Annotated in this window: 18 protein-coding genes; 7 read left to right on the top strand and 11 right to left on the bottom strand. The window is 40.8% G+C overall.

Annotated elements, in window-relative coordinates:
* Position 1 precedes the first annotated feature (1 nt).
* A complete protein-coding gene (locus QJ048_RS16255) occupies positions 2 to 2,350 on the top strand; it encodes a GAF domain-containing protein (protein WP_282335456.1) in 2,349 nt (782 codons plus the stop codon).
* 406 nt (positions 2,351 to 2,756) lie between these two features.
* On the opposite strand, the gene QJ048_RS16250 is transcribed toward QJ048_RS16255, so the two are convergent.
* The 4 genes from QJ048_RS16250 to QJ048_RS16235 all read right to left on the bottom strand — a co-directional run bounded on the left by QJ048_RS16250 (position 2,757) and on the right by QJ048_RS16235 (position 11,982).
* The gene (locus QJ048_RS16250) at positions 2,757 to 4,028 is read right to left on the bottom strand and encodes a glycoside hydrolase family 99 protein (RefSeq protein ID WP_282335455.1); all 1,272 of its coding nucleotides are present in this window, start codon (positions 4,026 to 4,028) and stop codon (positions 2,757 to 2,759) included.
* An 87-nt stretch (positions 4,029 to 4,115) separates the two neighbouring features.
* Positions 4,116 to 6,374, bottom strand: coding sequence for a glycoside hydrolase family 3 N-terminal domain-containing protein (locus QJ048_RS16245; RefSeq protein ID WP_282335454.1), 2,259 nt, complete (start codon positions 6,372 to 6,374; stop codon positions 4,116 to 4,118).
* Between the two features lie 327 nt (positions 6,375 to 6,701).
* Positions 6,702 to 9,263, bottom strand: coding sequence for a Kelch repeat-containing protein (locus tag QJ048_RS16240; RefSeq protein ID WP_282335453.1), 2,562 nt, complete (start codon positions 9,261 to 9,263; stop codon positions 6,702 to 6,704).
* Between the two features lie 427 nt (positions 9,264 to 9,690).
* Entirely contained in the window at positions 9,691 to 11,982 is a 2,292-nt protein-coding gene (locus tag QJ048_RS16235; protein WP_282335452.1) for a GH92 family glycosyl hydrolase, read from the bottom strand.
* Positions 11,983 to 12,816: 834 nt separating this feature from the next.
* On the opposite strand from QJ048_RS16235, the gene QJ048_RS16230 reads away from it, so the two are divergent.
* Positions 12,817 to 15,012, top strand: coding sequence for a GH92 family glycosyl hydrolase (locus QJ048_RS16230; protein ID WP_282335451.1), 2,196 nt, complete (start codon positions 12,817 to 12,819; stop codon positions 15,010 to 15,012).
* Positions 15,013 to 15,237: 225 nt separating this feature from the next.
* Entirely contained in the window at positions 15,238 to 16,524 is a 1,287-nt protein-coding gene (gene fucP, locus QJ048_RS16225) for an L-fucose:H+ symporter permease (RefSeq protein WP_282335450.1), read from the top strand.
* A 190-nt stretch (positions 16,525 to 16,714) separates the two neighbouring features.
* On the opposite strand, the gene QJ048_RS16220 is transcribed toward fucP, so the two are convergent.
* Both QJ048_RS16220 and QJ048_RS16215 read right to left on the bottom strand, forming a co-directional pair.
* Positions 16,715 to 17,161 carry a PepSY-like domain-containing protein gene (locus QJ048_RS16220; protein ID WP_282335449.1) on the bottom strand — a complete coding sequence of 149 codons (447 nt, stop codon included), beginning with the start codon at positions 17,159 to 17,161 and terminating at the stop codon, positions 16,715 to 16,717.
* A 401-nt stretch (positions 17,162 to 17,562) separates the two neighbouring features.
* Positions 17,563 to 18,000: a DUF6526 family protein gene (locus QJ048_RS16215; protein ID WP_282335448.1), complete on the bottom strand. Its 438-nt coding sequence runs from the start codon at positions 17,998 to 18,000 to the stop codon at positions 17,563 to 17,565.
* Between the two features lie 152 nt (positions 18,001 to 18,152).
* Here QJ048_RS16215 and QJ048_RS16210 point away from each other — a divergent pair, with 152 nt between their 5' ends.
* Entirely contained in the window at positions 18,153 to 18,599 is a 447-nt protein-coding gene (locus tag QJ048_RS16210; protein ID WP_282335447.1) for a PepSY-like domain-containing protein, read from the top strand.
* 170 nt (positions 18,600 to 18,769) lie between these two features.
* Positions 18,770 to 19,219, top strand: coding sequence for a hypothetical protein (locus QJ048_RS16205; protein ID WP_282335446.1), 450 nt, complete (start codon positions 18,770 to 18,772; stop codon positions 19,217 to 19,219).
* Between the two features lie 126 nt (positions 19,220 to 19,345).
* On the opposite strand, the gene fabF is transcribed toward QJ048_RS16205, so the two are convergent.
* Complete coding sequence (fabF, locus tag QJ048_RS16200; RefSeq protein ID WP_425607798.1) at positions 19,346 to 20,590, bottom strand: beta-ketoacyl-ACP synthase II; 1,245 nt, start codon at positions 20,588 to 20,590, stop codon at positions 19,346 to 19,348.
* A 273-nt stretch (positions 20,591 to 20,863) separates the two neighbouring features.
* Here fabF and QJ048_RS16195 point away from each other — a divergent pair, with 273 nt between their 5' ends.
* Both QJ048_RS16195 and trxA read left to right on the top strand, forming a co-directional pair.
* Positions 20,864 to 23,014: an alpha-galactosidase gene (locus QJ048_RS16195; protein ID WP_282335444.1), complete on the top strand. Its 2,151-nt coding sequence runs from the start codon at positions 20,864 to 20,866 to the stop codon at positions 23,012 to 23,014.
* A 100-nt stretch (positions 23,015 to 23,114) separates the two neighbouring features.
* Entirely contained in the window at positions 23,115 to 23,417 is a 303-nt protein-coding gene (gene trxA / locus QJ048_RS16190) for a thioredoxin (RefSeq protein WP_282335443.1), read from the top strand.
* Positions 23,418 to 23,459: 42 nt separating this feature from the next.
* On the opposite strand, the gene QJ048_RS16185 is transcribed toward trxA, so the two are convergent.
* The 4 genes from QJ048_RS16185 to QJ048_RS16170 form a co-directional block, all read right to left on the bottom strand.
* Positions 23,460 to 23,939 (bottom strand): DUF488 domain-containing protein, encoded by a 480-nt coding sequence (locus QJ048_RS16185; protein WP_282335442.1) that lies wholly within the window; start codon positions 23,937 to 23,939, stop codon positions 23,460 to 23,462.
* Between the two features lie 214 nt (positions 23,940 to 24,153).
* On the bottom strand, positions 24,154 to 24,339 hold the full coding sequence (locus QJ048_RS16180) for a hypothetical protein (RefSeq protein ID WP_282335441.1): 186 nt from the start codon (positions 24,337 to 24,339) through the stop codon (positions 24,154 to 24,156).
* 223 nt (positions 24,340 to 24,562) lie between these two features.
* Positions 24,563 to 25,357: an MlaD family protein gene (locus QJ048_RS16175; RefSeq protein WP_282335440.1), complete on the bottom strand. Its 795-nt coding sequence runs from the start codon at positions 25,355 to 25,357 to the stop codon at positions 24,563 to 24,565.
* A 5-nt stretch (positions 25,358 to 25,362) separates the two neighbouring features.
* Complete coding sequence (locus tag QJ048_RS16170) at positions 25,363 to 26,148, bottom strand: ABC transporter ATP-binding protein (RefSeq protein ID WP_282335439.1); 786 nt, start codon at positions 26,146 to 26,148, stop codon at positions 25,363 to 25,365.
* Positions 26,149 to 26,151: the final 3 nt, after the last annotated feature.

The raw sequence follows: 26,151 nt of genomic DNA, 5'->3' as shown, positions 1-26,151 counted from the left end.
TATGCAGAACACGATAATAAACGTCTTCCCTGATTTGCCGCCTGATTCAACTGTTGAAATAGCGTTGTCATTCGGGCCGTTTATCCGCTTTTTAAAAAGCAGGAACGACAAAGACAACATGCATAAAAATCATTTCTTCAAATACATCATCGATCAGTTCGAACGTCATCCGGAACTGTTGAGCCCGATTGATGTAAAAGAAATGTACAAGTATTCAAAACAATTGGAGCTTGTATATGCAGCGGTATCGCCGGTTGTAGCCGATGAAGAAAGTCATTACTGGGCGCTTTGCACGCCAGGTGTGCCATCATTGTTTTTTAGCACCAATGCATTTTTCAATCTCATTACCAACAAAGATGCAAAGGGCGTGATCAACAACGCGATCACAAAAGGCAATGAAGATTTACAGAAAGGACTTGCTGAAATGTCCTATTCTCTTATACTTGAAATGTTCTACGATATTCCCAGTTTTTTCAACCAGGAAATGATCAAGCAATTGGACGATAAAGAAACGGGGTTGGCTAAATATTACAAGATTAATCCTGATACAAGATTTACAGACATCGTTCCCTTGAAACCTTTGCCACAACTGGACATGACATTGTTCCAATCAAGGCAAACAGATAAAGATGAGATACTTGCAAGGCTGCATGAACTCATGCCGCTAAACATGTTCCGCTTTGAAGGTTTTGGTATCACAAACGCGGAGGATGTGACGTCTTCTTATGCGCTGGATACAATTAAAAATCTTTTACTGTCGCATTCCGATGATGAAAGTGAAAATTATGCGAAGATCACCAACGCTTTGAAAACGCTTATAGGCAGCAAGGATATTGAATTTGGTGCGTTACCGTTTTTGCAGATAAACAACAAACTCGTTTTTAAGGATAAGGTGTGTACAAACAGTATGCTGGTAAGATCCACAAAAGATTTTGTACACATGGAGACTGCATACGCAGCGCTGACTGAAAAATACTTCAAAAATCCGAGGATTGTTTTTTATAATGAGATTAGCGAAGATGATACGGAAAAGGAAAACTATCTCAAGTGTATGAAATTGGCAGGCGTTCGGTCTTTTGCATTTATTCCGGTTTTCTTCAACAACCTGCTGGTTGGTATGCTAGAAGTATTTTGTAAAAAAGAAGGCGTATTTACTGAAGGTCTGTTGTCGCGCCTTGATCCTGCAATACCATTGATTTCTCAGTTAATGAAGAATACCATCGATGAGTTTGGAAACGGATTGAATAAAGTGATCAAGGAAAGGTTTACCGCCATTCAGCCTTCTGTACAATGGAAGTTTAATGAGGTAGCATGGCATCATATGCGTGATGTATCGCAGCAGGTTCCCGATCCGGAGATCGAAGACATTGTTTTTGAAAATGTATATCCTTTGTATGGAGCTGTTGATATTCGTAATTCAACGATAGAGCGCAACGCCGCATTGTACAAGGATATGCAGGTGCAATTCAATATTTTGGTGAAGGTGTTACAGGAACTGAAAAAGCGTTCCGGATTTGGATTGATCGACGAAAAGATATTTGTTACCCAGCAATGGATTCAAAAGATAGCGGCAGTTTCGGAGTTTAATGAAGAAGTAAAGCTGAATGATTTTCTTGAGAATGACATCACTCCCTTCCTGATCAATTTCACCGAAAGCAATCCGGCCTATAGAAATGTAACAGATGAATATTTCAGTGCGATTGATGAAAAAGCCGGTAAGGCTTATCATAATCGCCGGCAACTCGAAAGGTCGATGAACACTGTCATTTCATCGCTTAACAATTATTTTGAGTTGCTGAAAATTGAGATACAGCAGGCGTATCCATGTTACTTTGAAAAGTTCAGAACCGATGGTGTTGAGTACGATATTTATATTGGTCAGTCTATCACGCCCGACAAGCCGTACAATGATATGTATCTCAGCAATCTTCGCCTGATGCAGCTTACATCAATGGTTACAGTGGCGAAGTATTCGCACTCCCTGTTGCCGCATATTCCAAGACAGGTAGAAACAACGCAGCTTATTTTCATTCACTCACATCCGATTGATATACGATTCAGAAAAGATGAAAAGCGTTTTGATGTAGAAGGCGCTTATAACATCCGCTATCACATCATTAAAAAACGAATTGACAAGGTGCACGTTCGCGACACAGGCGAACGTCTTACACAACCAAACAAGATAGCGTTGATCTACTTCAATCAAAAAGAAGCAGACGAATACATCTCTTACATCAAATATTTGCAAGGCGAAAAAATGCTGATGGATGATCTTGAATATCTTGATCTCGAAGATCTTCAGGGAGTGTCGGGATTGAAAGCTTTGAGAGTGGGAGTGATGGTAGATTAACGAGGAATTAGGAGTTAGGAACTAGAAATTAATAGGTGTGTCATGCTTTTTGGATGGGCACTTGTAGGTTTCTGTTCGAGTCGTTATTTTTTACCACAGAGGAAAGGAGTTTTTTCACAGAGGGAAGGAGATTTGTGAAACCCTCATTCCCTCTCTGTGTTTTCGGGAGTTAGATTTATGTTTTGATATAACATCTCTGTTTACTCTGTGAAAAAAACTCCTTTCCTCTGTGGTTAAAAAACTGGCCTTTGCTTCCTTTGCGCCACCTTCGCGCCTTTACGGTTAAATGCGGTTAAAAAGGAAAACCCTCCCAACTTTCAGGCTGCTTCTACATTACTTGTCGAAAGGGTTACTTCCATGTTTTAAGGGTCATGTTCTGTGTTAAAAACTAAAAAACCAAGAGAAACTATTTTCTTTCAGGCATTGAAAAGCTCAGTGGAACTTCGCCGCGCAATGTTTTTCCCGCTTGTCCCGTTAACCATAAATATTGATCAGGTGGCGTTCCGCCCATTTTTAAGAACTCTACATTTTTTCCAACAGGCACATTGTCTGTACACTTAAAAATGGCCGTGCCTTCATTCACCTCATCAAACATCGCAACGTACAACATTTTGCCACCGGCTTTAATAGCCGTTGAGATCAGCTGCCAGTAGAAACGACCGCCCTGGCGCGGAATAGAACCAACGGGTTTAATATCATCCGGAAAGGCATGTACACTCAGGTTGTGCCAGCTAAAGCCTGGATATACACAAGGCACATAGTCAATATTGTTTTGCCTGCACCATTTCATGTCTTCAATCATCAGGTCACGATAACGATCCATATCATTATGTAGCAGTGGAGAGAAACGTTGAACCGTCCACGGTAAGATCATGTCTGCCATGCGGATCAATTCATGCAGATAATTATCCTGCAAACAATCAGCATTCAGTTCACGCCATGCTGTAGGTACGCCAAGCATTACAGTGCAATTGCCATACACAGGATCATTCTTCAGGAAGTTGATCAAACGCTCTAAACCAATGTTGCGGATATTATAAGGTCTGTCAGGAAAGCCAACGCCCCAGATTACAACAACGGGTTTGCCGCGATGATGCAGGTATGTTTTTTCGCTGTCCTGGTTGGTGACTTTTAATTGATCAACAAGATATTTCCAGTCGTTAATAATAGCGGAGCAATCTTCGCCACTGCCCGGTAATCCGGATAGATCGTACATCACAGCGATTGCCCTTTTATATTTAGAAGCAGCTTCGAAGGCATTTTTTAAAATAGCCGAAGACTCTTTCTTTCTATTTTCATTTTTTACATCATCAAAAAAACGCTGCATGAAAACACCGTCAACGCCATATTGCTGCATCCATTTGAAGTGTAAGTCTGTTGTGCTTTTATCAACAGAGCTAAAAAACTTTGCAGGTTTTCCATCCGCTAATTTCAATGGTGTTTCATACGTCTTTTCATATTCACTTACGTCCGGCCATGCATCAACGCCCGATCTGTTTTCATTTCCGTAAGCATAACCTTTTGCAGAACTACCATCTCCTGCGGCCCTGAACCAGCCTTGATATCCGGCCATCACCAGACCATCATACGTTGGGAAAAGTGTCGAGCTGCTGTGTTTTGATTGTGCGCGGCTACCTAAGGTGCAGACCGCGAGAACGATTGCTAATAGTCTTTTCATGTTAGTGATGAGTGATGAGTTATGAGTGATGAGATTTATCGTGCAGTTGAGAAAACGTTCGCCGCTGCACCTATTAATTATTAATTATTAATTCGCCTTCAACGTCGCCGTTTGACGAATGTCTTCAGACGAGCTTCCTATCATGATCTTAAAGTCACCCGGCTCTACAACGTGTTTCATGTCGCGGTTCCAAAGTGCTAAGTGTTCGAAACCAATTTTAAAATCAACCGTCTTACTTTCGTCCGGTTTCAAAGTAACGCGGCCAAAGCCTTTCAGAGATTTAACCGGAGTAGTTACACTGCTCACAACATCACAGATGTACAATTGAACAACCTCCGTGCCTTCTGTTGTTCCCGTGTTCTTAATAGTAACGTGTACAGTCGCATTTCCGTTAACAGGAATGGTTGCAGGAGAAATAGTAAGATTGCTGTAATCAAAAGTTGTATAGCTTAAGCCATGGCCAAACACAAATAGCGGCGTGTTTGCTTCGTCTACATAAGCATGTCTTGATGTCGGTTTGTGGTCATAATAAAATGGAAGCTGGCCAACCGATCGAGGAAATGTCATCGGCAATTTACCGGAAGGATTTACATTGCCCAGCAATATATCTGCAACAGCCAAGCCACCCTTCTCACCAGAGAACCATGATTCTACAATGGCAGGAATATTTTTTGCCACCCAGTTAATGGAGAGAGGTCTTCCATTGGCAAGCACCACCGTTATTGGTTTTCCGGTTGCTTGCAATGCTTTTAAAAGATTTACTTGTTTTTCATCAAGATCAAGATTTGCGCGATCCTTTCCTTCACCCACGATTTTCAAATCTTCTCCGATCACGACAACAACAGCGTCCGCATTTTTTGCAAGTGCAACCGCTTTTTGTTGTAAGTCGTTTTCGTTTTCATTCTTCTCTGTTGAGTAACCTTTTTCGAAGTTGATGGAAACGTTTTTGTCCGCTCTTTGTTTTAATCCATCCAAAATGGGAATGGCTTTTCCTTCTTCGTTTGAATATCCGCCCAGATAGTTGCTTTCAGCCAATGCACCAATCACTGCGATAGATTTCACATCTTTCTTTATTGGCAACACATTGCCTTCATTTTTCAACAGGCAAATACTTTCCTGCGCAGCCTTCAAAGCGAGGTCCTGGCTCTCTTTTGTGTGAAATACTTTTGCTTTCAAAGAAGTGTCGGTGTATGGATTGTCGAACAAGCCGAGCAAAAATTTTACACGCAATACATCGCTCACCGCTTTGTTTAATTGAGAGATCGAAAGTTTTTTGTCAGCGATTGCTTTGTTCATCGCAGTTAAGAAACCATCATGAGGGAAATCGTAGAATTGCATATTCAAACCTGCGTTCAACGTTTGTGCCAATGCATCACTGGTGTCGCTTGCTACATGATGATTTTCGAGGCTCATTCTTATCGCACCAAGATCTGACAGTACAAAACCTTTGAAACCCCATTCTTTGCGCAATACATCTGTTAATAGCCATTTATTATCAACGCACGGGATACCATCAAGCTCGCTGTATGCTGCCATCATAGACAGTGCGCCACCTTCTTTAACTGCTTTTTCAAAAACATACAGGAAAGAACTTCTCCCTTCACGTTCGCTCATGAAAACCGGAGAAGTGTTACTGCCGCCTTCAGGAATGCCATGTATGGCAAAGTGTTTGGGTTCAGCCACAACCGAGTTTGGTTGGCTCACGCCTTTGCCTTGCAAACCCTTTACCATTGCAACACCATTCAATGCAGCGAGATAAGGATCTTCACCGTAAGTTTCTTCTACACGTCCCCAGCGTGGATCACGCGGAAGGCAAAGCACCGGACCAAGAATCATATCTACACCATGCGCTCTTGTTTCTGTCGCGATGGTTCTGCCGATGTCGTGTACAAGCGTGGTATCCCATGTACCTGCGAGTTGTAGAGGAATAGGAAACGATGTGCTGCCAAAACCGCTATAGCCATGCAAACCTTCTTCAATGAAAAGTACAGGAATGCCTAAACGTGTTTTTTCCATCGCATATTTCTGTATGCTGTTCGTGACCTCTGCTGTCAGGGGATATAGATCGTGAACGGAGCCGATGCCTGTTTTGCCAACGACTGCAGCGGTTTTTTCTTCTGAGTAAGAGGAGGCTTCGTGACCGCCCATGTTGGCAACTTCTTTTCCCCACCACATATCAAGCTGTTTGATCTTTTCTTCTGTGGTCATTCTGCCAACGAGGTCAGCCACTCTTTGGTCAACGGGCAGTGATGCATTTTTGTAGGGTAGAACAGTTGATCGCACCGGATCTTTTGCAAACGAACATAACGCCACCAGTGCAACCGCCAGAGAGATTTTAGCATTCATATTGCAAGCTTTTAATTAAATATGAATGCAAATAAAGGAGCGGGGAATTAATTAATGACTAATAATGGATTAATTGGAGGAAAAATGAAGAGAAAGAACGCAGATTTTCATGAGAGAGCACACGGATGACACGGATTGGACTGATTTACACGGATCTTTTTTAATAACTGAATAACTGAATTATTCCATGAATAGGTTTACGACTAATGACGAAAAAATCAGTGCAAATCAGTCCAATCATTGTCATCAGTGTGCTTAAAAAATAAACGGATCTCCACAAAATAAATCCGTGAAAATCCGTCTAATCAGTGTCATCTGTGTGCTAACTTAATTGATCACATCGTGGAAGCTCTTATCGAACTCTTCGCCGTAAATGTCTTTGTAATCTTTTACAAATTTCAGGTATGTGTTATTGGCCAGTGTGTGCCGCTTCAGTTGTATCAGGCTTTTGCACTTGTATGTCAATGCATCTTCGTTCAGTTGATCGAAGTAGAATACATAGTGCGTTAATTCTATGATAAACTCAGGGTCCTTAGTTATATTCTGGTTCTTAATATAGTTAAGGCAGAGATCGATCACAGAATTAGAAACTTCGGACTTCACATTGTCCAGCCAGTTATATTCAGTTTGCGAAAGGAAAGGTCCGCGTCTTACAACTTCTGCTAAGGGATGAATGTATTCTTGCGCATGTTCCGCAGCATACCTCAGTTGCGTGAAGCGTTTGTAATCAATATAAATGCTGTCATCCGGTGTTTGAAACTGCCAGTAGCCGGCTTCTTTATTAATCACGCAAGTGCCAATCTTTTCAAGTATAACTTTTAATTTGGCAATGTTTACCGATCGGTTATTCTTCGCGTCTTTGGCTGATTTATCATGCCATAAAATTTCATCCAATCCTTCCGAAGAAATGCCCCTGCCATCTTTTACCGTGTAAATAAGAATGATGAGAAACAACTCTTTCAGCAGCGGTGTAAACAATCTCGTGATGTCGTTTCCTTCTTTATCATACACCTGGAAGTGACCGAAAAGAAAGATTGAAGACTTGAATTGTTTCTCATTACTGTTTGGAGAAAATGCATTGGTGAATATCGGCTGAAACACTTCCTCTTTTTCTGATTGTGCCGGTGTTGATGCAGTTTCGTTTTTCTCCGGCTGTGCTTTCTTTTTGCGAAGCAGATAAATAATTATTCCTGCTGCAATCAATGCCGGAATGATCAGCCAGTAGCGGTTTTGTTTTTTTATAGCGGTTACAAAAACGTTACTGTCTGCCGCTTGTGGAGGAAAGTTGAGTGTAAATATTTTTACAATAGTGTTCTTGTCTTTTACTTCTTCCTTTGAATACAACATGGTAACTGCAATCAGTTTGTTGCTGATAGGAGAGTAATACAAGTCTGCATAAGATTCAATATCGTGAAAACTATATGGAATAGAATCTGCTACCAGGTGCAATGTTGAATCGGTTAAAGAACCTTTCACCAATTGAAGCGCCGAGTTGAAACGGTCATTGTTCGGGAAGATCAAACCATAAAAATCATCTTTGCCCGGGCCTATCACAAGGCTGTTGGCAAAAGCAAACTGAGAACCAAATGGTTTGAAGTTGTATACTTTTTTAAACGTCGATGTTTTAATATCAAATCTGTAGAGATCGTAATAGTTCTTTGGGTCAAGCATTTGGTCGCCTGTCTGACTTCCGTAACCGCCAATGATGTACGCAACGTTTGCATTCTTGTCTACACCAAGCGCAGACAGATAACGCGGCGGAAAATAATCTCCTTTAGCTTTTACAGAATCCCATTGTTGCGTAGCGAAGTTATAACGCAACACTTCATTTTTATAACGCAATTGTCCGTAGCCGCCAACGACATACAATGAACCGTCAACAGGAGAAATAAATTTATTTGCATGCCAGAACTCTGTAAGCGGGCCGGCTGCAAAGGTTCCGTTCCATTGGCGTTGATCGAAATCGTATCCGAAAACCTGCTGCTTGTCTACATAGATATCATAGATTTTTTTCGTAGTGCTGTCATAAATCGCCTGGTTGCCTACCAGCAAGTTTTGATGCTTGGCATTAGGTGTCCACTGTACTATGCCGCGATCTCCTTTCAGTTGATAAATACCAACAGAATCATTGCCGCCAATGAAAAGCCTGTCCTGCACCGGATCGTAGCCCACGTTTGCGAAACCATTGATCGTAAAAGAAGCCGCCATTTCCCATTTCTGGTGCTTTGGTTTTATCCAAACCGGGTTGGTTACTTTCGCTTGTTTGTTACCATTTTTGTCATTGCAAACATCGCCGTCAATTTCGTCAAGCGGCCAGTAATGCAGAAGTTTCCCTTGCTCAGATAATTTGATGTCCTTTACCTGCATGGGAGGGATGTCCCTGGTTTTGAATTTCTGAAAGTCATTTGCGCCCCACAAAAATTTATAGCAATTCGCGGCAAATGGCACATTGCTTTTGCCAACAGATTTTCCATTTACCAGCAACTCGATAGTATGTGCAGCGAGATCAAATTTGAGATCAATATTTGACCATTGCTTATAAAGATGCATACTGTCAATGAAAAAGCTGATGCCAGATAAGCTTTCACCAATGATCACTCTAAAATCAGAAGAACGCTGATTGTATATGAGATCGATGTTTTGGTTATCATGCGTTATTATGCGCAGCACATAGCCAAAATATGTTTCATGATTGGGAAGAAATTTGATATCGAAATTGAGATCAAAATTTTTGGAAAAGCATATTGAATCTTCGGGGGACAGATCAAGAGCCGTTCTTTTTTCAAGTACGACTTCATGACTATTAAAAGTTAACCCATAGGATTGGGAAAAACCAGTAACGTTCAGTAATAAAAAAGCAAGTGCAAAACAGAATATATTCCTCATCATAAGCAATCGTAAAAATAAGTATCTTTTATAAAGAAACCGTTATATCCGGCGCGTGGCCAAATTAAAATTTCTCAAACGAATAAGTTCGTGTTTTTTAGTGTTGTAATACTGCTGATGTAATGCAAGCGTCGGGGTTAAAAATAAGGTAAATGATTGTTTTTCCGTCAAATAAAATGATAAAAAATGGGAAGAGGAGAGAAGGCTCACAGATGACACTGATTGGACGGATTTACACGGATTTTTTTCTAGAGTATTTTTACGAGATTACTAGTTTGTATTATTGGGCCGCTACACATAAAGCCTAACAACTACCAACTAACAACTTTTATAAAAGCGAGAGGCCCGGATGATCTCCACCCAGGCCTTCGAAAGATTCACAAAGTAAACGTCAATAAAGATTATGTTTTAAAAGCGAATGCGATTGGCACTACTTGCTTGCAAAAGGTTTCGCCGGTTTCAAATCTGTGCCCCAGGTCTTGTTTGGCTTAGGACCCATTTCTAATTCTATGGTGCAGCCGCTTACAAGTTGATCATGGGTGAACCACGGCGTTTTTAAAACTTTGCCATTCAGCTTTGCACTCTGGATATATTTGTTCACTTCATTGCTGTTGCGTGCAACAAGCGTAAACGTTTTCCCATTTTCCAGGGCTATTGAAACTTTGCTGAAAACGGGGCTGCCAATTGTATACACGGGAATGCCCGGTGTTACAGGATAGAAGCCCATGGAAGAGAAAACAATAAAGGCAGACATTCCTCCGCCATCTTCATCCCCAGGAATGCCAAACACATTATCCTTGAACCACAGCGACAAAAGGCTCCTTACTTTTTTCTGCGTTTTCCACGGTGAAGAAGTGTAGTTATACAAATATGGTATGTGGAAACTCGGCTCGTTGCCCATGGAGTATTGCCCTACCAGGCCTGTAGCATCGGGGAACTTTGCCCAGAATTCATATTTTGATCTGCCAAGATCTTCGCGGAACAACTGATCAAGTCTCAGTTCAAAACTGTCTCTTCCACCCATTAAGTCAATCAGGCCGGGAATGTCCTGTTGTACCTGCCACATGTAGGTCCAGCCGTTGTTTTCATCGTAGTAATCCCTTCCACCAAGACCTCCATCAAATTTTGGATCGATCAAAATCCAGTTACCTTTATCATCCTTTGGTAGAAAGAATTTCGTTTGTGGGTTCCAGACATTTCTATAATTCTGTCCTCTTTTTTCAAAATTGTTATAGTCATTTGTTTTACCAAGGTCCTTCGCAAACTGCGCCAGCGCCCAGTCATCAAAGGCTCCGCCGAGTGTTACAGCAACGGCTTGTCTTTTCTCGAATGAATGTACTTCTGCAACTGTTTCTTTTTCGCCCTCGCGAAGCGCAGGGAAGTAGCCGTTACTGTGATAGAAATCGTCGAGCGATGTTTTGGGGCCGTTTCTCCATGGCAGCATCGTTGCGTCTGTCGCATTTTTTCTAATGCCTTCATAGGCTTTTTCCACATCATAATTTCTCAAACCTTTTCTATACGCATCCAAAAAAACGATAGAAGAATGGAAGCCGTTCATGCAGGCATGATCGCCGAAAAGTACCGGAAATGTTGGCATCCAGCCGCTTTGCTCATACATGCGCACGTACGATTGCAGCATGTCTTCTTCTTGTTTTGGATGTAAGATTGTTCTCAGGGGATGTAGTGCCAGATAAGTATCCCACGACCAGTCATCCACATAAAACGGACGTTTATCTGTATTGATCTTTTTGTTGTAACCGCTGTAGTAATGTGCATCTTCGCTAATGTCCACCATGCGTTCGTGACATCTGTACAAAGCTGTGTAGAATGAACGCCTTTGTGCTTCCGTACCACCTTCAGTTTTTATTTGCGACATCAGATCGCTCCACGCAGTTTTTGCATTTTTTTCTACCGTAGCAAAATCTTTCGAGGCAATCTTTTCTTCAAAGTTCTTTTTCGCCTGTTCCGCACTTACAAAACTGATCGCATATTTTAATTCAACCGTGCGGGCACTTGCAGGAAAATTGATATAAGGCCTTGCCCCTTCTTCATTTATACTTGATGCGTTTTTGATCACGTTGTTGCTGTCCACATAACCGGTTGTTCCTGCAACGTTGAATATGCCGTAAGTGTAAACCCTTACATCGTTGTGATAAGTTTCCATTCCTTGCAGCGCATTGCCGCTGAACTTCCACGAAGTCGCGCCGTCGTTAAAGTTGCTGAACAACAGGAATTTATTCCTCCCTTCGGGAAATGTAAATCTAAAGTAGCCGCTTTTTTCCGAAGGCGTAAATTCTACCGTAATGCCATCTTCGATCAAATATGTTGAATAGTACCACGGACGGGTTACTTCAAGATTGTGATCATAGGGCATTCGCTTGCTCCAGTTCGCCGCCGCCAGTTCTTTTACCGAAGGCTTTACGGAAAAGACTTCGCCGAGGCGGTGAGACACAATGGTTAAAGGAAAGCTTGATATCTGATCGTCAAGATAATCCTTGCGGATCGGGTACATGCGGATAACCTGGTTAGGCAATTGCGCAGTGGGTCTTGTAGGTTCGAGCAGTTGTCCAATGTTTCCAATTGTAGGATCGATGTAATCTATGTTTTGCTTTTTGGGCGCCGTCGTGTCTTTTGGGGCGTTCGCGCTGGCAATGCCTGTAAAAAGCGCCTGCTGCAAAAGCAGTAGAAGGATGCCCTGCTTACTCAAAAAAAATTTCTTCATTCAAAGTTCTTTTTAGAATATTCTATTCAGCCAGGCATTCATAAATCCTTGAGGTCCTGTTGTGATCGTAAATGGCAAGGCATAACAAATTGGTTGTTTTAAAAACTCATTATCCCGCCCGTGCTTGTAAAGGCGGGTGAAATAATGAAATCTTTCGAACCTGAAACACAGTGAATTTCAAAATGCAAATAAGAGGTGGAGGTATTAATAAATGATCTAACAAACTATTAATACAGAAATTAATTGACGGGAAATGGAAATTAATGCAGCAACTAATTCGTAATTAGGAGATTAAAGCGTGGAAAATGTTTCAAAACAGGTCGCCTGCCAACTAATAACTATCCACTAATAACCGATTAATAGTGTCTGTTTGACAATTTTTCTATCGTTTGCCGTTCCATAATTTTCAATTAATAGAAAAAAGTGGCATTAATTTTCTCAATTAAGCAGTTTTTAGCCTTCTTGTTAAGGTCGTAACAGTTTCTTGCAGGCAATTACGAAACAAAACGATTGCCGTATGAGGTTACTGCCGGGTGGCGAAATGTCAATAAATGAATTCCGTAGAGACGCTTTGAAAGCGTCTCCCGAAAAACAGATATGTCTGCAAAATAATCAAGGGCGAATGCGATTCGCCCCTACGGATATTCAAAAATTTCAACGATATAATATTAATATACACAACCCCTGATCCTTTTATCTCACCTCTTTCGTTGGAATAACAAAGTAGTCTTTTTCTCTCCTTACATGCAAGCAATCATTCGTTAGCTATCAGTTGTTCCGACGAAAGAGGTTTTACAAATCTTAATAATTCACCCTTGGTTAAAACGATTTCAAATGAATTTTTCGCATTCTAAAAAAATATTGCTGCAGGTCATTTGCCTGTGTTTTGCAATGCAGGGTAAAATAAATGCACAACAACTCATTTCCTATGTCGACCCATTTATCGGCACTGGAGGTCATGGCCATACATACCCCGGCGCCACCGTACCTTTTGGAATGGTGCAGTTAAGTCCAGACAATGGCACTTCCGGCTGGGACTGGTGTAGCGGTTATAATTACAGTGATACGGTGATCGCCGGGTTTTCTCACATGCATTTGAGCGGAACGGGCATTGGCGATTGGGCAGACATATCGGTACTGCCGCTTACGCAAATGGTTTCCGGGAAGGAAGCGATGTATAAAATTGGCTTCAGTCATGCCAATGAAAAAGCGACGCCGGGATTTTATTCTGTAAAACTCAACAATGGGGTGCAGGTTTCACTCACTGCGACAGAAAGATGCGGGTTGCATAAATACATATTTCCGAAGGGAGATGTAGCTGTAATAAGATTTGATCTTGGATTCCGAATAAACGGCGATCATCCAACGGACACCTATATCCGCCAGGTAAATGATTCTACAATTGTTGGCTATCGCTTTTCCTCCGGTTGGGCGAGGGTGCAGCGTGTGTTTTTTGCTGCAAGAACATCTGCGCCAATTAAAAAGATTGAAGCGACCAACACGAGCGACAAAGTTGCCAAAGCGCAATTGATCTTTGATGGCGGTAAAACCATTTTAATGAAAGTAGGGCTCTCATCTGTTGATGAACAAAGTGCTCTGCAGGCATTAAATGAAATTACTGATTGGAATTTTGAAAATGTTTCTAAAAATGCAGCAGCAAAGTGGGAAAAGGAATTGCGGAAAGTAAAAATAGAAACGGGGGATGAACATTTGAAGCGCATTTTTTACACCGCATTTTATCATACTTGTCTGGCACCTGTTTTATATTCCGATGCAGATGGCAGTTACAAAAATGTACAGGGCAATGTCACAAAAATGGCTTCGGGACAGCGTTACACGGTTTATTCATTATGGGACACCTTCCGTGCGTTGAATCCTTTAATGAGTGTTACACAACCCGATCGCTATGGCGACATCTTGAACACGATGCTTGCATTTTATGATGAAAACGGACTACTGCCGGTTTGGGATCTCAATACTTTTGAAACCAACACAATGACAGGCTATCACGCCATTCCTGTGTTGGCAGATGCAGTGCTGAAAAACTGGCCGGGCATAGACGCAGAGCGTGTTTACAAGGCGATGCAGAAAAGTGCTTATCAATCAATAAGAGGCATTCCCGATTACATAAAATATGGTTTTTTACCGCAGGACAAAGAAGCGAGCAGTGCATCCATCACGCTGGAATATGCGTATGATGATTGGTGCATTGCGCAGGTGGCCCTGAGGCTTGGGAAAAAAGATGATTATAACCTGTTTATGAAAAGATCACAGTCGTACATTAATCTTTTTGACAAAAGCACAGGGTTCATCCGCGCAAAAAAATCCGACGGACAATTTGTAACGCCTTTCGATCCTTATTATTCTGAACACAACGGAAGGAGAGCAGCTTATACAGAAGGCAACGCATGGCAGCATTCTTTCTTTGTACCGCAGGATATTCGTGGCCTTGCCAAATTGCATGGCGGTAATGATAAGCTTGGACAAAAACTCGATTCACTTTTTTCTGTAACTTCTAGCGTAACGGGTGAGAACGCCTCTGCAGACATCAGCGGAATGATTGGGCAGTATGCCCATGGCAACGAGCCGAGCCACCACATAGCATACATGTATGACTTCATTGGTCAGCCGTGGAAGACACAAAATATTGTTCGCCTGATCATGGATTCGTTGTACCACGATGCACCCGATGGCTATTCAGGTAACGAAGATTGCGGCCAAATGAGCGCATGGGCGGTGTGGAGCATTTTGGGCTTATATCCGGCAAACCCCGCAAGCGGCAGATATGTGTTTGGAAGTCCTTTGATTGACAATGCAGTTATTACTGTAAAAGGCAATAAACAATTCACTATTAAAGTAAAAAACAACAGTCGCGAAAATAAATACATCCAGTCAGTAGTACTAAACGGCAAGAAGTACGACAAAGTTTATGTTGATCATGCGGATCTTATGAAAGGCGGAACGCTGGAATTTACGATGGGCAAGGAGCCGAATAAGAAGTGGGGCATTGAAGCATCGCAATGGCCGTGATTCAATTAAGAATTAAGAATTAGGAATTAAGAATTAGTTTCCTCGGCGAGTGACTCTCGTTTTTTAAAGAAATTTGCCGTTCAGGATTTCAAACATGGTTGCAAGTAATGCCTTTGCATAAGTGGTCCCTTCACATACTAACAATGTCACACAGAAGAATTCTTAATTCTTCTTAATTTTTAAAGCGTTCTTTCTCTATATTCGCGATTAACGATTCAAAACTATATGATGAATAAAATATCTTTCACAGAGAAGAGATTTCTGGTAACTTTTGTATTTGTAACTTCTCTTTTCATGCTTTGGGGTATCGCCCATTCTATGAGCGACGTATTGAACAAGCACTTTCAAAACGTATTAAATTTATCCAAGGCCAACTCCGGTTTAATACAATTATCTGTCTTTGGCGCGTATGCAGTCATGAGTATTCCCGCGGGCATTTTCATGAAAAAGTTTGGGTATAAGGCGGGTGTATTGTTTGGTCTTATATTATTTGCCACCGGAACATTTTTATTTGTGCCTGCGGCAAATGAACAGTCTTTCACTTTCTTTAGAGTAGCATTATTCATTTTAGGTTGTGGAATGGCAACGCTTGAAACCGTAGCTCACCCATTTGTCGCTTCGCTTGGCGATCAAAGGGCAAGTGATCGACGCATCAATTTTGCACAATCATTCAATGCCGTAGGAACCATGATTGGTCCTGCGTTGGGTTCTTACTTTTTATTGCGAGCCAATACAGAAGTTGCAGGCGATCTATCTTCTGTGAAAGCGTTGTATGTTGGTATAGGCAGTTTCATTGCTCTTGTAGCAGTTTCATTTGCTTTTGTAAAAGTGCCTGCGCTGGTTGATCCACATGTTGTTTCAGCAGCGGATCTCGAAAAAGAAAATGTAGACACAGAGCCTGGAAAAAAATTATTTCAACACCGTCACTTTGTGTGGGCCGCAATTGCGCAGTTTTTCAACGTTGCTGCACAAGCAGGAACATGGAGTTACTTCATTAATTACGGACACGAAAAAATGGGTTTCACTGATCAGAAGGCAGGCAACTTTATGGTAATATTTATGGGCATGATGGCACTTGGCCGTTTTGTAGGAACCTTCCTTATGAAATACATTGCGCCCAATAAATTGCTTAGCTACTTTGCTTTGGGTAGCATTGCAATGTGTTTGATCGTCGCACAAAGCTGGGGTTGGTCGTCATACATCGCATTGCTGATGATAAACTTTTTCTTCAGCATTATGTTCCCAACCATTTTCAGTTTAGGTTTGAAAAATCTTGGAAGCCATACGCAACAAGCTGCGCCATTCATTTCCATGGGCGTTGTAGGCGGAGCATTTTTCCCTTTCATCATGGGACTAATCGCCAATCATGATGTTGCCAAAGCATACTATCTTCCTATAGTTTGCTATTTCGTGATCTTTTTATTTGGCTATAAGTTTTATGAAGTGAAAAAAGGGACTGCGCGGAAGATAAGAGCAGTGGTGAAGGAGGAAGAATTAGAAATTAAGAATTAAGAATTAAGAATTCTTTAGATGCAGGATGTTATTTGATTTTTGACCTTTCATCCCGTGCAACAAAAATTTAGGCAATATAAGAAGGCATCGACAGTTTAAACTATCGATGCCTTCTTTGCATCTACGCGTTTTATCGTAATGACTTTGTTCTTAAGAATTCTTAATTCTTAATTCCCAATTCTTAATTGATCTACAGTCCCGAATTTGCCTTTATTTCCTTCCCCGTTTTATCGAAATACAAATACTTCTTTTCGATTCCATTTTTAAGGTTGAAACGATAAAGACTTTGTCCTTTACTATCCTCTACAAAATCTGTCGAGAGGACCTTCCAATCCGAGAAGCGGCTTTTGGTAAAAGCTTCGTTAACGTCCTTTGACAGATCGCTTTTGTCGATCTCAGTTTCGGTGTTGTCCCATGAGCCATCAATATTGTAATGGGCTATATAGGGTTTGTCGTTTTGCTTGAACTTGGCTGTATAGTTCGATACATTGTTGCTCCATTTCACATCAGTGGCATTAGGGTACTTTTTCGCAAAACCCTCTTTTGCTTTATCTGGAATATTAACTACTTGCGCACTGCATAAATTGGTTACCAATAACATACAGGCAGCAAAAAAAGACAGAATTGTAAGTCTCATAAATGTTTGTTTTCAATAACAAACTTATAACACGTTGGCTGGGATTTGGTTCGGATTAGAAACTAGGAATTAGGAATTCAATGTCATTTAGTTAAGGTGTTTGAAAAAACAAAAGCATCTCACTGTCATCCCGAGGAACGAGGGATCTGGGCTTAACACTAATGAACACTATGCGTAAACAATCACGCAGATCCCTCCTTCGTCGGGATGACAAGCGGTCTTTCTTTCCTGAATATAGCTACCAAGTAATTGAAAAGTTGCTTAACTAAACGACATTGAATTAGGAATTAGAAGGGTGTAAGTGATCCAAGGGAGGTGCAAACTGAGTTTGTTGAAGCTTTATTTGACAGACTCGATGATTACCATTTAATCGCAGCTAACTGCCCTTAACTAATTCCTGCCTAAACTCTCATATCATCCGCCACCCAATTTTTAATCGATTTCTTTATCGCGTTTGGAGATAACTTTTCCTTAAGGGTTTTATCTATGAGAGACAATAACTCTTCATCAGACGCGAAACGTAGTGCTGCAATTTGACCGAAACTTAGTTTGCTCTCCAGTTCGTCCATTTTTTTATTGGTCAAAATAAAATAACGCAAACGCATTTCCAGTCGCACAATCCTGTTTTGATTGTTCAACGCATAATGTTGTCTCAACATAAAAGACAGCCATCCGATAACAAGAAATGCTACTGCAATCGTCATCCAGAGATAATGTTGTTCGGGGTGCTTAAAACCGCATCGAACACTAAAAATAGTTGCCAGTAAAATAATAGGATAGAACACAAAATGATGGGCAGGATAGTACTTCGAGTGGTTACTGTAATTCTGCGATGGCATGAGTTGAGTTTTTTGTAAATCTATTGTAAAAAATGTACCAGAATTCCTCAATCATGGCACGGTAAGGTTTTTGCATTTACTCGGATAAACCTTTGATAAATACCTCCACAGTGCTGTGGGGAACTAATTTGTTTACCATTAAAACCAGATTTATGAAACTTACAATTTTGTCTTTTTTTGTAGCCATTACCTTATTGGCAACCAATCTATGTGAAGCTCAGGTAGTTAGCATTCCTGACAAAGCTAAAAAAAGCTTTTCGGAAAAATATCCTGCCGCCACTAATGTTGATTGGGACAATAACGTCTCGAATTATACCGTGAAGTTTAAAGAACACGGAAAAAGTTATGAAGCCCATTTTAATGTAGACGGTATATGGAACAACACAGAAACGCAGGTGGCAAAGGCCGACATACCCGGGGAAATTAAAGAGTCATTTAATAAGAGCCGTTTCAAAGATTGGGAAGTGACTGCTACGGATTATGTGGTTGACAATAAGAATAGCCACTACTATCGTTACAATCTAAAAAAAGGAATCGAAAAGAAGTATTTGTATTTCGATAAGAACGGTAAGGAAGTGAAAGTGAATACAGGGATATAGAGAAATTAGGAACTAGAAATTAGAATCTAGAAATTAGAAATTAGGAATTAGGAGTTAGCGACAGCGTACATAATTTGTGGCTTTGGTGAGTTTGGCGGAACGAAAGGCTGAACTTACCAGAGCCTTTTTATTTTCAAACAATTAATTTTGAAGGACATGAAATTATTGAAATGACTTTTAAAGAACGGGTGTATATACAGTGCATGAGCATTGTTTCTCAAAGAATTACCGATGTCCAAAGAACGTTGGATGATTTAAGAGAGAGTATTAAAAACGAAACAAAAAGCACTGCAGGTGATAAATACGAAACGGCAAGAGCGATGCTTCATATAGAACAGGAAAATGTGAGCAAACAAATGACCGACCTGCTTGAACAAAAAGCACAACTGGAAAAGTTTTCAATGGTCGGGGCCAGCGAGTCTATTATTAAAGGTAGTCTTGTAAAAACAGACCGTGGATATTTGTTTGTTAGTATAGCGCTTGGTAAAATAAAAGTCAGCGATCAAACTGTTGTTGCATTGTCGCCGCAATCACCGCTTGGTAAGCAGTTGATGGGGTTAAAGTTGCAAGAGAATGCGGTGATGAATGGAGTGAGATATGTTGTTGATACAATTGAATAGCTTCTCCACATTGCAATATTTTTATTACCACTAAGACACTAAGTTTCACTAAAAGACTTCTAAATTTAAAACAATTCTTAGTGAGTCTTAGTATCCTTAGTGTCTTAGTGGTAAAACTTAGTGTGGCTACGGTTCATACTTCTTAAACACCGTCGTCGCAATGTGACCGCCAAAGCCAAACGTGTTGCTCATGGCATAGTTCACGTTCTTTCTAACAGCTTTGCCTAAGGTATAATCATAAGCATCTGCAAACTCAGGCTGCACATTCTCTGTGTTGATTGTTGGAGGAATAATACCATTTACAATAGCATTCACACAAGCGATCGCTTCAACCGCACCCGCTGCGCCAAGCAAGTGCCCAGTCATGGATTTAGTAGCGCTGATATGTAATTTCGATTTATCGGTAAATACTCTTTGCACGGCTTTCAATTCGCTGCTATCACCAAGAGGAGTAGAAGTTGCGTGTACGTTCAGGTAATCAATGTCGGAAGCAGAAATGCCAGCATCGCTCATTGCTTCCAGCATACCCAGGTAAGCACCTTCGCCCTCAGGGTGCGTGCCTGTCAGATGATACGCATCGGCAGCCATACCGCCTCCCGCAACTTCGGCAATGATTGGTGCGCCCCTTTCCAATGCGTGTTCAAGGCTTTCAAGAATCAAAGTGCCTGAACCTTCGCCCATCACAAAGCCATTGCGTTTTACATCAAACGGACGTGAAGCTTTTGCCGGATCATCATTATACGTAGACAATGCTTTTGCTGCATTAAATCCGCCCATACCAGATTTTGTGATTGGTGCTTCAGATCCACCGGTGATGATCATATCTGCCTTACCCCATTTGATATAATTAAACGCGTCAATGATAGCGGTGTTAGATGTAGCACATGCCGACACTGTGGTGAAGTTTACACCACGCAGGCCATGCTTGATCGAAATGATACCAGATGCAATATCCACGATCATTTTAGGAATAAAGAACGGGTTGAAGTGCGGCGTACCATCACCTTTTTCAAACTCTGCCACTTGTGTTTCAAACGTGCCAATACCACCGTTACCTGAACCCCAGATAACGCCAATACGGTTTCTGTTCAATTTGTTGAAATCAATCTGAGCGTGTTTAATAGCCTCTTCTGTTGAGATAACTGCGTACTGTGTAAAGAGGTCGTATTTTCTTGCCTCAGATTTTTCTATAAAAGAGAGCGGATCGAAATTCTTAAGTTCGCAAGCAAATCTTGTTTTGAATTTAGAAGCATCAAACTTGGTAATAGGAGCGGCACCACTAACGCCATTTTCAAGTGCAGCACAAAAATCTTTCAAATTGTTACCAATAGGAGTTAACGCTCCCATACCGGTAATTACAACTCTTTTCATTGACATGAAGTGTATTTAATTTTAGAATGAGATAGGATAAGCCGCCGCAAATGTATGAAATTATTTTTTAATAAAATACCGGTTGGTATATTTTGTCTTTCTCGTTTTATGGTATATTGTATTAAATCAAAAGTATTTACCGTATTTTTCGTTTTTCCCTTCGCAAGCACGATTTATATAAATTATCCTGCATTTTTATTTGGTAACATTCAATTGATGTTTATATTGAGAGTTTTCACATAGTACATTACATAAATTTCTTAAAGTAATCAAATGAAGAGAACACTCGTTTTATCGCTGACATTCTTGTTTGCGGTGAATGGCTTTGCCCAGCAACAAAAGATCATTATTGAAACGCAGGATGCTGCAATGGTTTTTTCTGTGAAAAATGATGGTAAGCTGTACCAGAGTTATTTTGGTGAAAAGTTGATTGGTGGCGATGCCTATGCTCAGTTATTTGCCGAAGGCAAAGAAAGTTATATTCCTGCCGGAACAAACAACCTATTTGAACCTGCAATCAGAATAGTGCATGCGGATGGCAATCCTTCGCTAGAGCTGAAATACGAAAGTTCAAAAACAGATAAACAAGGAGATGTTTCTCACACTTCCATAGTTTTAAAAGACAATCAATATCCTGTAACAGTAGTATTGCATTTTGAAAGTTATTTCAAAGAAAATACATTCAAAGAATGGACAGAAATCAAGCAGACTGAAAAGAAGGATGTGCTGTTAACACGATATGCTTCTTCCATGTTGCATTTTAGTGCAAACGATTACTGGCTCACCCAGTTCCACGGAGATTGGGCCGCTGAAATGCGCATGCAGGAAGGCAAATTAACAAACGGTATTAAGACCATCGATACCAAACTCGGCACCCGTGCCGATATGTACGCAACGCCAACTTTCTTCCTTGCGCTTAACAAACAAGCAGATGAAACAAGCGGAGAAGTAATTGCAGGTACATTAGCATGGACCGGCAACTTTCAATTCACCTTTGATGTGGATGAGAAAAATGATCTGCGTGTGATCTCTGGCATTAATCCTTTTGCTTCAGAATATTCATTGAAATCCGACGAAGTGTTTATAACACCGGCATTCATTTTCACATACTCTCACAACGGTAAAGGTGAAGCAAGCAGAAGCCTGCATTCATGGGCAAGAAACTATGGCGTACTCGATGGAAACGGAAGTCGCCTTACGTTGCTCAACAACTGGGAGTCTACACAATTTGATTTTGATGAAAAAAAACTCTCTGGTTTGTTTACCGATACAAAGAAATTAGGCGTTGATATGTTCCTGTTGGATGACGGTTGGTTCGCCAACAAGTATCCACGCAAGAATGATCACGCGGGCCTTGGCGACTGGCAGGAGAATAAAACAAAATTGCCAAACGGTCTCGGGTATTTGGTAAAGGATGCAGAAAGCAAAGGTGTGAAATTTGGCATTTGGATAGAACCTGAAATGGTGAACCCCAAAAGTGAATTGTATGAAAAACATCCTGACTGGATACTGAAACTTCCTAATCGCGATGAAGATTATTATCGTAATCAATTAGTACTTGACCTTACAAATCCTGAGGTAAAAGAATTTGTGTACAATATAGTGGACGATATGATGACGAAGAATCCGGGCATTGCATATATCAAATGGGATTGCAATAGGATGATGACAAATACATACTCGCCATATTTAAAGAACAAGCAATCGCATATGTATATTGAGTATGTAAGAAGTTTGTATAGCATCCTAGACAGGCTCAGACAAAAATATCCTACACTCCCGATAATGCTTTGCTCGGGTGGTGGCGGCAGAACGGATTACGGTGCATTAAAATACTTTACAGAATTTTGGCCAAGTGATAATACGAATGCAGTAGACCGCGTGTTTATACAGTGGGGCTACTCTTACTTTTTTCCTGCAAACACCATTGCTAATCACATTACATCATGGGGTAAACAATCACTCAAATTCCGCACGGATGTTGCAATGATGGGAAAGCTCGGCTACGATATCGATGTGGAGAAAATGAACGCCAATGAATTTGCTTTCAGCCAGGAAGCGGTTAAGAATTACAAACGCCTGAGTGATGTTATCTTGCACGGTAATTTGTACAAACTTGTTTCTCCTTACGAGGAAAGCCGCGCAGTGTTAATGTATTCTAACGATGCAAAAAACAAAGCAGTTGTCTTCGCATACAACCTCAATTTCCTCTACGGAAAAAGCTGGGAAGCAGTGAAGCTGCAAGGTCTTAATCCTGCAAAAAAATACACTGTAAAAGAAACGAATCTTTTTCCGGGTAACAACTCATCTGTTCCAGAAAATGGTAAAACATTTACAGGCGACTATCTGATGAAAGTGGGCATCAATCCGAGTTCTGGCAGAGAGTTGACAAGTACTGTAATTGAAATAACAGAAGCTCCGTAAATAAGCATTTTTGCGGTTACTGCAATCTGCACAGAAATTACCAGGCAGTATAAAAAACTGCTTGGTATAGTTTTTTTCACAAATAAATTAAATTGATGTTATGGATGGAAATCAAAGCTTTGGTAATCTTATAAATGGCAGCAAACCCGTGGTGGTAGATTTTTTTGCAGAGTGGTGCGGTCCTTGTAAAATGATGCCGCCCATTCTTAAAGAATTGAAGGACATGGTTGGCGATAATGCCACCATTATAAAAATAGATGTCGATAAAAATCCGAATGTCGCTACTGCCTACAATATACAAGGAGTTCCTACGATCATGATATTTAAAAACGGTAAAGTAATGTATCGCCAGAGTGGAGTGGTGCAGGCGAAGCAGTTGAAAATGGCCGTAGATCAGATGTAGAGACAATGTATTGCCTTGTCTGCACGAGGTGCATCCCAATCCCTAATTCCCAATTTCTTTCTGCGATTGTAACTCCCCGTTCTCATCAATATGCTGCACGTTAACGTTCATTTCATTCAGCACTTTGCCAATCAATTTACTACGATGGCATTCAGAAGGTTTGCTTTCGCTGCACATTATTGCGACCTTGATATTTTTTTCGTAAGCCGTTTCAATTCTTTTGATACCGTTTCTAAAAGCCTCGCTTTCGGCTAACAAATCGTAATTCACCTTTCCTTTTTCATCGTAAAACTTACTGTTCGCGGGTCTTCCGCCAAGCGCTTCTCCCATGAAGAGGTAAATGATATTATTGTCTTTCAATGTATCAGCAAGTTTCCTGGCTATGAATTGAGGATTGTATTTAGAGTAGGGAATAGAGCGCACATCGATCAGGTATTGAATATCAAACTGCTTCAATAGTTCAATGAATTCTTCGATTGTACGTGTGCCGTGACCGATTGTGTATACGGGGTGTTTAGTCATGTGATTGCAGCCAGTAGCCGGTAGCCTGTGGCCGGTGTTTTAGTGCGGGATTGTTTATAATAATTTCATACCAAAAGGGTGTTTGTCATTTTACTGAATGTTTTAACCGACTACTGGTTACTGGCTACCGGCAACCGGTCACCGGAGATAATACCAAAAGGAGGCTTTCGCCTCCCTTTTCCATGTACGCCTATAAACGGCCCTGTTTATTAGCTTAAGCTTCGAAAGATTGTTTATTTGCATTGGCCTCTGCCATCAGTTCTTTAGCAGCCTGCAATGCAAGTTCCTGTATTTGTTTACGGATCGTCGAATTTTTAATTTCATTCGCCAGCGAAATGATGGCCAGCGTGGTTTCTATTTCCTTATTTACCCTTCTTTCTGTGTTTAAATCGTTATTCATAAGCTTCTTTTGATTTCAATTAACAAGCGATGACTTAGTCGCAGGAATTTCCGGGAGGGAAACAGGCGGAGGGAATTTTTTTTGGGTACGCAGATGACGCTGATTGGACTGATTTACACAGTTTTTTTCAAGTAAGAAATAACAGGCTATTTTCTTGATACTCAGTTATTCAATTATTGATCCGTGTAAATCAGTCCAATTAGCGTCATCTGCGTGCCAATCTTCAATTCTTCGCGGCTTTCGTAGAATCAGCGTCATTTCCCTCGTGTTTCTTTTTCGCATCGCGTTCTTTCTTTTTTTGTTCCTTTTCCTGTTCCTTTTCTTTCTTGCGGTAATATTTTCTGAAGAGGAAGTTTCCATGTAACGCCTGCATATTTTCGCTGAAACCTTCAGAACCCTTTTTAACCGAATTTAAAGCTGACTTGGCTGAGTTGGCTGTCCCTTCAAGATTTCTCGCCAGACTATCGCTATTCAACAATCGCCCGATGCTGCCATGACCTGAATTTACTTTTGCAACAATGTCTGATAAATTGTTAGTTAGTGCCTCGGCATTATCAATGATCCGTGTGGCTTTTCCCAGCACCTTATCATAGTCGATCGGGTTAATTGTTTTAATCTGATCACCATCTTTCAATGCTGTTGCAGAAGCCGTCATTGTTGAATCATTGATGCTGCTGATTACAATTAATTTATCGCCCATCAAACCATCGGAACCAATGCTCGCAACTGCGTTTTTCTTTAAGAATTTTTTCACTTTGGACTGTAGCAACATGTCCACGCGGGCCAGGGAATCGGAGATGATTTCAATGGCATCTACCGTTCCTACATTGATACCAACGAAACGCACGTTGTTGCCAACCTGTAAGCCGCCAACATTTTTAAATGTACCGTATACAGTGAAGGTGCTTTTAAACATGTTTTTCCGACTGCCGATCACAAAAATGCCGACAAACAGCACGAGCAGTGCAACAATAGTGAATATACCCAGTTTTATTTTTTGTTGCGATGTAACTTTCATTTTATCTATTTAAAGAATGAGCGTACCAGCTCGTTCTGTGATTTTTCAAGGTCTTCGTAAGAACCTTCTGCAATGAACTTTCCGTCATTCAATACCATAATCCTATCACCTGTGATCTTTGCACAAGCCATATCATGAGTAATGATGATCGATGATGTCTGATATTTTTTTCTCAGGTCAATAATTAATTGACTGATTTCTCTCGATGTGATTGGATCAAGGCCTGTCGTCGGTTCATCATACAACATGATTTCAGGTTTTAGTATCAAAGTTCTTGCAAGTCCAATTCTTTTGCGCATTCCGCCGGAAAGATCAGAAGGCATTTTATCAATGGCATCTTTTAATCCCACCGCTTCTAAAACGTCCTCCACATTCCTGGTGGCCTCATTTTCATCCTTCATCTTTAACACACGCGTCAGCGGAAATGATAAATTTTCCCTCACCGTCATTGAATCATACAGGGCACCACTCTGAAAAAGAAAACCCAGCTTTAATCTTATATCCTTTAACTCCTCATCATCTAACTCTTGTATTTCTTTTCCAAAAACTTTTAATGAGCCGCTATCATAGTCCAGTAAGCCAACAACGCATTGTATGGCGACTGACTTGCCTTGTCCCGACCGTCCCAATACTACAAGGTTCTCGCCCTTGTGCAGCGTAAGATTGATGTCTTTCAAAACCTCTTTTTCGCCAAACGATTTTTGCAAATGTTCTATTTCGATGACTACATTGTCGCCATTTATTTCAATGTCTGTCGATTGTTTATTTTCGATTGTAAGTTCGGTTTGCATACT

This window comes from Pinibacter soli (genome assembly GCF_029961145.1).
Lineage (GTDB): Bacteria > Bacteroidota > Bacteroidia > Chitinophagales > Chitinophagaceae > Pinibacter > Pinibacter soli.
This window is presented reverse-complemented; position numbering and strand designations above follow the sequence as displayed.